Below are 12,803 nucleotides of genomic sequence, written 5' to 3' on the forward strand. Positions count from 1 at the left end.
GCCGGGCAACAGCGTGGCAACAGAAATCCACGTTGCCGCCTGATGAGCTTATGCGGCCCGGCAGGGGATGCGTTCACTCAGTGCCCGTATCGCGGACACGGCTTGGGGGAGGCGGGTGGGCCTTATCCAGACGCAGCGCTTACGATCCTCTGCGTGTCCAAACTGACCGACGTGCCCAAACGGATCCTGATCGGCCGGGCGCTGCGCAGCGACAAGCTGGGAGAAACGCTCCTCCCCAAGCGCATCGCACTTCCCGTCTTTGCCTCCGACCCGCTCTCGTCCGTTGCGTACGCGCCTGGAGAAGTACTCCTCGTGCTGTCCGTGGCGGGTGTGTCGGCGTACCACTTCAGCCCCTGGATCGCGGCCGCGGTCGTGGTGCTGATGTTCACCGTGGTCGCCTCCTACAGGCAGAACGTGCACGCCTATCCGAGCGGCGGCGGCGACTACGAGGTCGCCACCACCAACCTCGGGCCGAAGGCCGGACTCACCGTCGCCTCCGCGCTGCTCGTGGACTACGTCCTGACCGTGGCCGTCTCCATCGCCTCCGGCATCGAGAACCTGGGCTCGGCGATCCCGTTCATCGTCGAGCACAAGGTGATGTGCGCGGTCGCGGTCATCGTCCTGCTGACACTCATGAACCTGCGGGGCATGAAGGAGTCGGGCAAGCTCTTCGCCATCCCGACGTACGTCTTCGTCGCCGGCGTCTTCATCATGATCGCCTGGGGCGCCTTCCGGGGGCTGGTGCTCGGGGACACGATGAACGCGCCGACCGCCGACTACACGATCAAGGCGGAACACCAGGGCCTGGGCGGCTTCGCCCTCGTCTTCCTGCTCCTGCGCTCCTTCTCCTCCGGCTGCGCCGCGCTCACCGGCGTCGAGGCGATCAGCAACGGCGTCCCCGCCTTCCGCAAGCCGAAGTCGAAGAACGCCGCGACCACGCTCGCCCTGATGGGCGGCCTCGCCGTCACCATGTTCTGCGGCATCATCGCGCTGGCCATGACCACGCACGTACGGATGGTCGAGAAGCCCGCCGAGGACCTGCTGCACAACGGCACGGCGCTCGGCTCCGGCTATGTGCAGAACCCGGTGATCTCGCAGGTCGCCGAGGCCGTCTTCGGCAAGGGCAGCTTCCTGTTCGTCGTGCTGGCCGCGGCGACCGCGCTCGTGCTGTTCCTCGCCGCGAACACCGCCTACAACGGCTTCCCGCTGCTCGGCTCGATCCTCGCCCAGGACCGCTACCTGCCGCGCCAGCTGCACACCCGCGGCGACCGGCTCGCCTTCTCCAACGGCATCGTGCTGCTGGCCGGCGCGGCGGTCCTGCTCGTCGTGATCTACGGCGCGGACTCGACCCGTCTGATCCAGCTGTACATCGTCGGCGTCTTCGTCTCGTTCACGCTCAGCCAGACCGGCATGGTCCGTCACTGGAACCGCCACCTGGCTGCCGAGACCGACCAGACCAAGCGCCGCCACATGGTCCGCTCGCGCGCGATCAACGCGTTCGGCGCGTTCTTCACGGGTCTGGTCCTCGTGGTCGTCCTCGCGACGAAGTTCACCCACGGCGCGTGGGTCGCGCTGCTCGGCATGGTCATCTTCTACGGAACGATGACCGCGATCCGCAAGCACTACGACCGGGTCGCCACCGAGATCGCCGCCCCCGACGAGCCCTCCGACGACAGCCTGCGCCCCTCGCGGGTGCACTCGATCGTCCTGGTCTCCAAGGTCCACCGCCCCACCCTGCGCGCCCTGGCCTACGCCAAGCTGATGCGCTCGGACCAGTTGGAGGCGCTGTCGATCTCGGTGGACCCGGCCGAGACGAAGGCGCTCAAGGACGAGTGGGAGCGGCGCGGCATCAATGTGCCGCTGAAGATCCTCGACTCGCCCTACCGCGAGATCACGCGGCCGATCATCGAGTACGTACGGGGTCTGCGCCGCGAGAGCCCGCGCGACGCGATCAGCGTGTTCATCCCCGAGTACGTCGTCGGTCACTGGTACGAGCACCTGCTGCACAACCAGAGTGCGCTGCGGCTCAAGGGCCGCCTGCTGTTCACCCCCGGCGTGATGGTGACGTCCGTCCCCTACCAGCTGGAGTCCTCCGAGGCCGCGAAGAAGCGCGCCCGCAGGCGGGCGGACTGGAACGCGCCGGGCGCGGTGCGCCGGGGCCCGGTGGCCCGCCCGAAGGAGCCGGGCAACAAGAGCTGACGCCCCGGCGCGGTCGGGGCGTGCCCGTGGCGGGCGGCCGGGTGACACCCACGTAGACTGGTGGGCTGTTCACCCGGCCGTCGCCGTCCTCCCCTCACTCTGGAGTCACCCGCCCATGCAGCAGAACGCACCCGAGCCCTCACCGTCGTCGCTGGTCGGGGAGGAGTACGAGGTCGAGGTCGGCCCCGTCGCGCACGGTGGCCACTGCATCGCGCGCACCGCCGAGGGCCGCGTCCTGTTCGTACGCCACACCCTGCCCGGCGAGAAGATCGTGGCCCGGGTCACGGAGGGCGAGGAGGACTCGCGCTTCCTGCGCGCGGACGCGGTCCGGATCATCGAGGCGTCCAAGGACCGGGTCGAGGCCCCCTGCCCCTTCGCCGGGCCCGGCAAGTGCGGCGGCTGCGACTGGCAGCACGCCAAGCCCGGCGCACAGCGCCGCCTGAAGGGCGAGGTCATCGCCGAGCAGCTTCAGCGTCTGGCGGGCCTCACGCCCGAGGACGCGGGCTGGGACGGCACGGTCGTGCCGGCCGAGGGCGACAAACTCCCGGCCGGCCAGGTCCCGGCGTGGCGCACGCGCGTGCAGTACGCCGTCGACGACGAGGGCCACGCGGGCCTGCGCAAGCACCGCTCGCACGACGTCGAGGTCATCGACCACTGCATGATCGCGGCGCCGGGCGTGAGCGAACTGGGCGTCGAGAAGCGGGAGTGGCCGCAGCTGGCGTCGGTCGAGGCGATCGCCTCCTCGGGCTCGCACGACCGCCAGGTCGTCCTGACCCCGAACCCCGGCGGGCGCCTGCCCCTGGTGGAACTCGACAAGCCGGTCTCGGTCCTGCGCATCGAGGAGAAGGACGGCGGAGTCCACCGTGTCCACGGCCGCGCCTTCGTCCGCGAGCGCGCCGACGGCCGCACCTATCGCGTCGGCATGGGCGGCTTCTGGCAGGTCCACCCGCAGGCCCCCGACACGCTGGTGAAGGCGGTCATGCAGGGCCTGATGCCACGCAAGGGCGAGATGGCGCTCGACCTGTACTGCGGCGTCGGCCTCTTCGCGGGCGCGATCGCGGAACGGGTCGGCGAGAGTGGCGCGGTGCTCGGCATCGAGTCCTCCAAGCGCGCGGTGGAGGACGCCCGTCACAACCTGGCCGACCTGCCACGGGTCCGCATCGAGCAGGGCAAGGTCGAGCAGGTCCTGCCCCGCACGAAGATCACCGAGGCGGACCTGATCGTCCTGGACCCGCCCCGCGCGGGCGCCGGCAAGCAGACGGTCAAGCACCTGGCAGCCCTGGGCGCCCGCCGCATCGCCTACGTAGCCTGCGACCCGGCCGCCCTGGCCCGCGACCTGGCGTACTTCGCCGAAGCGGGCTACAAGCCGCGGACGCTGCGGGCGTTCGATCTGTTCCCGATGACGCACCATGTTGAGTGCGTGGCGATCCTTGAACCCATCGCAAAGGCTGCCTGACCTGCGGGTTCGGGTGGTGTGCGGTGCGGGCGTCATGGGCGATATCTTGACGCCGAAATGACGCTCGTGACGCTCATCAGACCTCCAGGGAAGGGAGGGTAAGGGCGCGCGCTTGGGTTCGCCAAGGCCATAGACGGATGCGAGACGTGGAAGACGACGGGCTCCTCAGCTGTCGTTCTTGATGCTGGAGTCCGGATCCCCAGTGGGCGTCGTATGCGGCACTGTGCGTCCACCCAGGTGCGCTCTGCATCACGCGCGTAGCAACGAGTTGCACGTGCTCATGCGTCTCAGCAGAGATTCTCCTGCTGACAGACAGCACAATGCCCCGGGTTTGACCGCGTGCTTCCCCGATGCAGAACTGGCGCCCTGCTACTGGGGCGACGCCTACGGCGCGAGGCTCAGCGCGGGTGGCGACTCGGTCCCGGGGTTCGACGGCGTAATCGCCGAGACGGCGCGATCGCCGACCCGCTCGCCAAGCTGCAAGGCGATCTGCCGCCCAGCGAACTGACTCCGCTGCTCCACTCCACGGGTATCGCGGCCAGTCACCCAGCACCCCTGGAAACCGTCGCCCGTTCCGTGGAGTTCGCTGACGGGAAGCGATCCGCCGAGACGGGCCCTGTAGCCGGGCGATCCTCATGTCTCGGCCATCCAGGTGGCGTGGCCGGCACGCACAGCACGGCGGTTCAGCGTTCGTTATCGGCTGTCAGGCCTGTGCTGTCAGGCCTCTGCTCACCTGCGAAATTGCTTCAATAACGCAGCGAAATCGGCCGTGCGTACCGTCGATTCACGAGTGTCATGCGCGTTTGCCCGAGTCGCACGCCCTCACACACGTCGCCAAGTCGAGAGCACACGCCCTTCGTCGGGCCACGAGGAGTTTCGGAAGATGAGCGGTTCGCAGACTGCGGGTGCGGTGGAGTCCGGTGCCGGGGAGGAGCTGTTCGCGAGTGTTCCGGCGCGGTGGCAGGGACGGCTGTGTCCTGCACCCGACTCGAAGCTGCCCGAACTCTTCGAGGCCCAGGTGCGCCGCACTCCCGACGCCCCCGCGGCGACCTTCCGCGACCGGACGCTCAGCTACCGCGAACTGAACGAGCGGGCCAACCGGTTGGCCCGGCTGCTGGTGGCGCGCGGTGCCGGACCGGAGCAGGTCGTGGGTGTGCTGATGCCCCGCTCGCTGGAGCAGATCGTGTCGCTGGTGGCAGTGACCAAGACCGGTGCCGCCTATCTGCCGGTGGACGTCGACTACCCGGCCGAGCGCATCGCCTACATGCTCTCCCACTCCGATCCCACCTGCCTGCTTTCCACCGCGGGTTCCCCCGCCGCGGAAGGGCTCGCCGACCGCCTCGTGCCGCTGGACGACCCGGCGGTGGGCGAAGCGCTGCTTGGCCTGTCGGACAGGGACGTGACCGACGCCGAGCGCACCGAGCCGTTGCGGATGGCCAACCCGGCCTACATCACCTACACTTCCGGCTCCACCGGCACCCCCAAAGCTGTGGTGATCGAGCACCGGGCGCTGGCCGACTATCTGGCTTGGGCCCGCAAGGACTACCCGAGCATGGGGCCGGGCGGCACCTCGCTGTGGCACTCGCCGGTCTCCTTCGACATGACCGTCTCGGAGCTGTGGGGGCCGTTGGTGTCCGGCGGGCGGGTGCTGGCCGCCGCGCTGGAGGAAGACGCGTACGCCGACACTGTCTCCTGCACCTTCATGAAGGCCACCCCCAGTCATCTGCCGATGCTCAACCTGCTTCCGGACGGCTACTCGCCCACCGGTGAGCTGATGCTCGGGGGCGAGGCGCTGCTGGGTGCCGCCTTGGACGAGTGGCGCCGCCGCCACCCACAGGCCACCGTCATCAACGTCTACGGACCGTCCGAGATCACCGTGAACATGGCACAGTTCCGGCTGCCGCCGGGCCTGCCGACCCCGGACGGCGTGCTGCCCCTGGGCCGTCTGATGGACAACATGCGCGGCTACGTCCTGGACGACTGGCTGCGCCCCGTGGCACCGGGCGTCACCGGCGAGCTCTACATCGCGGGCCCCGGGCTCGCGCGGGGCTACTTCAGGCAGCCCGGGCTGTCCAGCGAGCGGTTCGTCGCCGACCCGTTCGGGGCGCCGGGCGGCCGGATGTACCGCTCCGGCGACCTGGCCCATTGGACGGAGGACGGGCAGCTGGTGTTCCGCGGCCGCGCCGACCACCAGGTCAAGGTCCGCGGCTTCCGGGTCGAACCGGGCGAGATCGAGGCCGTGCTGACCCGGCACGAGCAGGTCTCCCGCGCGGTGGTGCTGGTCCGCGAGGACCGCCCCGGCGACCAGCGGATCGTGGCCTACGTGAGCACCACGGAGGGCGCCGCCGACCCGGACGCCGCGACGATGCGGGCCCACGCCGAGGAGACGGTGCCCTGGTACATGGTGCCGTCGGCCTTCGTCGTGATCAAGGAGTGGCCGCTGACGCCGAACGCGAAGGTGGACCGCAATGCCCTGCCCGCTCCGGAGTACAGCACCGGTTTCGGCAGCGGCCCGAGCACTCCGACAGAGGAGATCCTGTGCCGGCTGACCGCTGAGGTGTTGGGCCTGGAGTCGGTCGGCGTCGATGACAACTTCTTCGAGCTGGGCGGCCATTCCCTGCTGGCCAACCGGCTGACCAGCCGGATTCGCGCGACTCTGGACGCCGGGCTGCCGATGGGCGCGGTGTTCAAGGCACCCACCGTCGCCGAGCTCGCGGCACTCCTGGCGGGTGCCGGCGCGGCACATGCCGCGCTGGCACCGATGAAGCGTCCGGCCAGGATCCCGCTCTCCCTCGCCCAGCAGCGCCTGTGGTTCCTCTATCGGATGGAGGGTCCCAGCCCGACCTACAACATCCCGATCGCCGTGCGCTTGACCGGTGAGCTGGACCGCACCGCGCTGGAGGCTGCGCTGGGCGACGTGGTGGCCCGGCACGAGGCGCTGCGTACCTGCTTCGCCGACCACGACGGCGAACCCCACCAGGTGATCCTGCCCGCCGAACAAGCGGTCCCGACAGTGGAGTTCATCGAGCTGGACGGAACCGAACAGCTTGAACAGGCGCTGTTCGCGCAGGCGGGGCGCGGCTTCGACCTCACCGCCGGAGTACCGCTGAAGGCAGTCCTGTACGGAGTCGGCGCGGGCGCGCACGTCCTGCTCGTCCTGCTGCACCACATCATCACCGATGGCTGGTCCCGCGGCCCGCTCACCCGGGATCTGTCCGCTGCTTATACGGCTCGTGCGGGTGGGCTGGCGCCTGCCTGGGAAGCGCTGCCGGTGCAGTATGCCGATTATGCGCTGTGGCAGCGTGACGTGCTGGGCGAGGAGAACGACCCGGACAGTCTGATCGCCGAACAGCTGGCTTTCTGGCAGAAGGAACTCAGTGGTGCTCCGGAGTTGTTGGAGCTTCCGTTGGACCGGCCTAGGCCGGCCGTTGCCAGTTATCGCGGTGCCACCGAGAACTTCGTACTGGACGCTGAACTCCATGCGCGGATGGTGGAGTTGGCGCGTGCGTGTGATGCCACGGTGTTCATGGTGTTGCAGGCCGGGCTTGCGGCGCTGCTGTCGCGGCTGGGTGCGGGTACGGATATTCCGATCGGGACCGCGGTGGCGGGGCGTTCGGATGAGGCGTTGGACGATCTGGTCGGGTTCTTCATCAACACGCTGGTGTTGCGTACGGATGTGTCGGGTGACCCGACCTTCCGCGAGCTGCTCTCCCGGGTGCGGGAGGCCGACCTGGACGCCTACGCCCACCAGGACATCCCGTTCGAGCGAATCGTCGAGGCCGTCAACCCGACCCGGTCGCTCTCCCACGCCCCTCTCTTCCAGACCATGTTGACCTCGCAGAACACCCCTGAGGACAGCATGGTCCTGCCCGGCCTCGAGGTGGCGGCGCAGGACGTCCACAAGGGCATCGCACAGTTCGACCTCTCCTTCCACACGAAGGAGAAGACAGCGCGGGACGGCACTCCCGCAGGCATCGACGGCATGCTGGAGTACTCCACCGATCTGTTCGACAAGGCCACCGTCGACGCTCTGACCGCCCGGCTGGTGCGGCTGCTGGCCGAGTGCGCCTCCCAACCGGACGTGCCCATGAACCGGTTGGAGATCCTGACGGAGCAGGAGCGGCGGCAGGCGCTGGAAGAGTGGCAGGGCCGTCCGCACGAGGTCTCGGGGAAGACCCTGCCTGTCCTCATCGAGGAGCAGGCACGACGCGTGCCCGGTGCTCCCGCCGTCGTGCACGACGACGTCAGCCTGACCTACGCCGAACTCAACGAGCGCGCCAACCGGCTGGCGCGGCTCCTGGTGGAGCGAGGCGTCGGCCCGGAGTCCTACGTCGCGGTGGCGTTGCCCCGCTCGGTTGACCTGGTGGTCACCCTGCTGGCCATCGTAAAGGCCGGTGGCGCGTACCTGCCGCTGGACCCGTCCTACCCTGCGGACCGACTGGGCTTCATGCTGGAGGACGTGGCGCCCGTACTGGTCGTCACGGCCCAGGACGTGCTCGACCACGTCGCTGCGCCCTGCCCGTCGCTGCGCCTGGACGGCCTTGAGGTCGCCGCGATGCTGACCGGACAGGACGGCTCGGACCTCACCGATGCCGACCGCATCGCTCCCCTCCACCCGGACAACGCCGTCTTCGTCATCTTCACCTCGGGATCCACCGGCCGCCCCAAGGGCGTCACTGTGCAACACCGCTCGCTGGACGCCTACCTCAGCTGGACCCGCACGGCGTACCCGGGTGTGGCCGGACGGGCCCTGGTCCACTCGCCCGTCGCCTTCGACCTCACCGCCACCGGCCTGTTCGCGCCACTGACCTCCGGCGGCTGCGTGGAACTGGTCGAGCTGAACGGCCAGGCCCGGGCGGCGGACGGACGGCAGCGGCCCACCTTCGTCAAGGCCACCCCGAGCCATCTGCCGCTGCTCATCGAACTGCCCGCGCAGTACTCGCCGGCGGAGCAGCTGGTCCTCGGCGGCGAGTCGCTGATGGGCGAGGTCCTGGACGAGTGGCGCAGCCGCCACCCCGGTGCGACCGTCATCAACGAGTACGGCCCGACGGAGACCACCGTCGGCTGCTCGGAGTACCGCATCGAGCCTGGTGAGAGTGTCCCGGCGGGCGTGGTCACCATCGGCCGGCCGATCTGGAACACCCAGATGTTCGTGCTGGACGCCCAGCTGCGCCCGGTGCCCACCGGCAGCACCGGCGAGGTGTACATCGCTGGTGACCTGGTGACCCGCGGCTACCACCGACGCCCTGACCTGACGTCGGGCCGGTTCGTCGCCAACCCCTACGGCCCGGCAGGCAGCCGGATGTACCGCTCGGGCGACCTGGCGCGGTGGCGGGCGGACGGTCAGATGGAGTTCATCGCGCGCGTCGACGACCAGATCAAGCTGCGTGGCTTCCGCATCGAACTGGGAGAGATCGAGGGCGTCATCGGAGCGCACCCGAAGCTGGCCCAAGTGGCCGTGATCGTCCGCGAGGACCAGCCCGGCGACAAGCGGCTGGTCGGCTACGCGGTTCCCGCGCCGGGGCAGCACCCGGACTCCGCCGAGCTGCGCAGCTATGCGGCCGGGCAGCTGCCCGACTACATGGTGCCCTCGGTCTTCGTACTGCTCGACGACCTCCCGCTGACGGCGAACCGCAAGCTCGACCGCAAGGCGCTGCCCGCGCCCGACTACGGTGCCGCGGCCGGCGGTTCGGACCGTGCGCCGCGCACCGCCTACGAGGAGATCCTGTGCGGCGCCTTCGCGGAGATCCTGGGCTTGTCACGGGTGGGCGTGGACGACAACTTCTTCGAACTGGGCGGGCATTCGCTGCTGGTGACCCGGCTGACCAGTCGTATCCGAGCCGCTCTGGACGCGGAGCTCTCGATCCGCGCGGTCTTCGAGGCACCGACTGTCGCCGAACTCGCCGCACGTCTGGCCGACGCGGGTGCGGCCCGCCCGCCCCTGGTGGCGGACGCACGTCCCGAGCGCCTGCCGCTCTCCGGTGCGCAGCAAAGACTCTGGTTCCAGCACAAGATGGAGGGCCCCAGCCCGACCTACAACATCGCGACTTCTCTGCGTCTGTCCGGCGAGCTGGACCATGGCGCTCTGGAGGCGGCGCTGGGTGATGTGGTGGGGCGGCATGAGGTGCTGCGTACGCGGTTCGTGGAGGAGTCGGGTGAGCCGTTCCAGGTGGTGCTGGACGGTGAACAGGCGCGTCCTGTGGTCGAGTTGGTGGAGGCGGGGGAGTCTGGCCGGTTGGAGTCGGCGTTGGCGGAGGCGGCGGCGTTCGGGTTTGATCTGGCTGGTGGGGTTCCGCTGCGGTTCACTCTTTTCCGGGTGTCCGAGCGTGAGCACGTCCTGTTGATTCTGTTGCACCACATTGCCGGTGACGGCTGGTCGATGGGTCCGCTGTCGAGGGATCTGTCCGCTGCTTATACGGCTCGTGCGGGTGGGCTGGCGCCTGTGTGGGAAGCGTTGCCGGTGCAGTACGCCGATTATGCGCTGTGGCAGCGTGACGTGCTGGGCGACGAGGGCGATTCGGGCAGCCTGTTCTCTGAGCAGTTGGCCTTCTGGCGCAAGGAACTCAGTGGTGCTCCGGAGCTGCTCGAGCTTCCGCTGGATCGTCCCCGCCCGGCCGTGGCCAGCTACTCCGGCGGCGTCGCACGGTTCGAGCTCGATACGGAACTCCACGGCGGAGTCGCGGAGTTGGCGCGGTCGAGCAACGTGACGGTGTTCATGGTGTTGCAGGCCGGGCTTGCTGCGCTGCTGTCACGGTTGGGTGCGGGTACGGATATTCCGATCGGGACCGCGGTGGCGGGGCGTTCGGATGAGGCGTTGGACGATCTGGTCGGGTTCTTCATCAACACGCTGGTGTTGCGTACGGATGTGTCGGGTGACCCGACTTTCCGTGAGCTGCTCTCCCGGGTGCGGGAGACGGATCTGGGGGCTTATGCCCATCAGGACATCCCCTTCGAGCGGGTTGTTGAGGCGGTGAATCCGGCGCGTTCGTTGTCTCATGGGCCGTTGTTCCAGACGATGTTGTCGTTGCAGAGCGCCGATGAGGGCGGGTTTGTGATGCCGGGGCTGGAGGTGTCTGTCAGTGATCTGGACACGGGGGTGGCCAAGGTTGATCTGACCTTCACGTTGCGTGAACGTCGTACGTCGTGGGGTGCTCCGGCGGGTATTGGTGGTGAGGTGCAGTACGCCACTGATTTGTTCGATCAGGAGACGGCGCAGGTGTTGGGGGATCGGTTGGTGCGGCTGTTGGAGGCCGTGGTCGCCGATGCGGGGGTGCGTGTGGGGGAGTTGGAGATTCTTTCCGGCGGGGAGCGGGAGTTGTTGCTCTCGGGTTGGAACGATACGGCTCGGGGTGGTGTGGTTCGTACGATGCCTGAGCTTGTTGAGGCGTGGGTGGTGGCTGCGCCGGAGGCTCCGGCGTTGGTGCACGGTGGGCGTACGTTCACGTATCGGGAGTTGGATCAGTGTGCGAACCGGTTGGCCCGGTTGTTGATTGAGGGTGGTGTCGGTCCGGAGCGGGTGGTGGCGCTGGTGTTGCCGAAGTCCGCGGATATGGTCGTGGCGGCGCTCGCGGTGCAGAAGGCGGGCGGTGCTTATGTTCCGGTTGACCCGGCTCATCCGGCGGACCGGATCGCGTACATGCTGGCGGATTCCCGGCCGGTCTGTGTGGTGACGGAGTCGGGGGTGGCCGGTGATCTGCCGGTGGTGTCCTGTCCGCTGGTTGTGCTGGATGAGGTGGGGGTGGTGTCGCGGCTGGCGGAGCTGGCGGACACGGTGGTGACGGACGGTGAGCGTGTTGTTCCGCTCGATGTTCACCACCCGGCGTATGTCATTTACACCTCTGGTTCCACTGGGCGCCCGAAGGGTGTTGTGGTGACGCACCGTGGTTTGGGTGATCTGTCGGTGAGTGTGGCGGAGCGGTATCTGCTGGATCGGGGCAGTCGGGTGTTGCAGCTTGCTTCGCCGAGTTTTGATGCTTCGGTGCTGGAGGCGGTGATGGCGCTGACCAATGGTGCCGCGCTGGTGGTGCCGGATGGGAAGCAGTTGGTGGGCGAGGAGCTGGCGCGGGTTTTGGTGGAGGAGCGGATCAGTCACACGCTGATGCTGCCGGCCGCGCTGGCTACTCTGCCCGAGGTTGAGCTGCCGCATTTGCGGACGTTGGCCACGGGTGCGGACAAGATCGGTAATGATCTGGCTGCTCGTTGGTCGGGTCGTCATCGGATGATCAATTCGTACGGTCCGACCGAGGCGACGGTCGTTGCCGCGATGAGTGGGCCGTTGGGTGGGGAGGGGACTCCGCCGATCGGTGGCCCGGTGGTGAACGGGCGGTTGTATGTGCTCGATGGTGGGTTGCGTCCGGTGCCGGCGGGTGTGGCGGGTGAGTTGTATGTGGCTGGTCCTGGTCTGGCTCGTGGTTATTTGGGGCGTCCGGAGCTGACGGCGGAGCGGTTTGTCGCGGATCCGTTCGGTCCGCCCGGTGGCCGGTTGTACCGGACGGGTGACCTGGTGCGTCGGGGTGTTGATGGGAGTCTGGAGTATCTGGGCCGGACGGACAATCAGGTCAAGGTCCGGGGTTTTCGTATCGAGCTCGGTGAGATCGAGGCCGCGCTGACCGACGTGGCGGGTGTGGCCGATGCTTTGGTGATGGTCCGTCAAGACGGCGTTGTCGGTGAGCGGTTGGTGGGGTATGTGACCGTTGAGGGGTCTGCTCCCCAGTCCGCTGACCTCCGTGCCCGTCTCGCGGCGGTTCTGCCTGGTTATATGGTTCCGGCCGCGTTCGTCGTTCTCGAGCGATGGCCGATGACTCCGAACGGGAAGATCGATCGCAGGGCGCTGCCCGCGCCGGGCTTCGTCGGTGCTGGTGATGCCGGGCGTGCTCCGCGTACGCCTCGTGAGGAGATCCTGGCGGGTGTCTTCGCTGAGACGCTCGGTGTGGAGTCGGTCACCATCGACGACAACTTCTTCGAACTGGGCGGGCATTCACTGCTGGTGACCCGGCTGACCAGTCGTATCCGCACCGCTCTGGACGCGGAGCTCTCCATCCGCGCGGTCTTCGAAGCACCAACCGTCGCCGCACTCGCCGAGCGGATCGGCACGGCCCGCCGGGCCCGGCCTTCGCTCCGTTCCATGCGCAGTTCTTGAATTTCTCCT

3 protein-coding genes are annotated in these 12,803 nt (G+C 68.5%); all 3 read left to right on the forward strand.

What is annotated here, in order from left to right; genetic code table 11:
• The first annotated feature begins 153 nt into the window (after positions 1-153).
• The 3 genes from ABR738_RS30370 (at position 154) to ABR738_RS30380 (ending at position 12,794) form a co-directional block, all read left to right on the forward strand.
• Complete coding sequence (locus ABR738_RS30370) at positions 154-2,199, forward strand: APC family permease (protein ID WP_350233130.1); 2,046 nt, start codon at positions 154-156, stop codon at positions 2,197-2,199.
• Between the two features lie 115 nt (positions 2,200-2,314).
• Entirely contained in the window at positions 2,315-3,655 is a 1,341-nt protein-coding gene (locus ABR738_RS30375; RefSeq protein ID WP_350233131.1) for a class I SAM-dependent RNA methyltransferase, read from the forward strand.
• 883 nt (positions 3,656-4,538) lie between these two features.
• Positions 4,539-12,794: a non-ribosomal peptide synthetase gene (locus ABR738_RS30380; protein ID WP_350233132.1), complete on the forward strand. Its 8,256-nt coding sequence runs from the start codon at positions 4,539-4,541 to the stop codon at positions 12,792-12,794.
• Positions 12,795-12,803: the final 9 nt, after the last annotated feature.

Source organism: Streptomyces sp. Edi4 (assembly GCF_040253615.1).
In the GTDB taxonomy this organism is placed as follows: domain Bacteria; phylum Actinomycetota; class Actinomycetes; order Streptomycetales; family Streptomycetaceae; genus Streptomyces.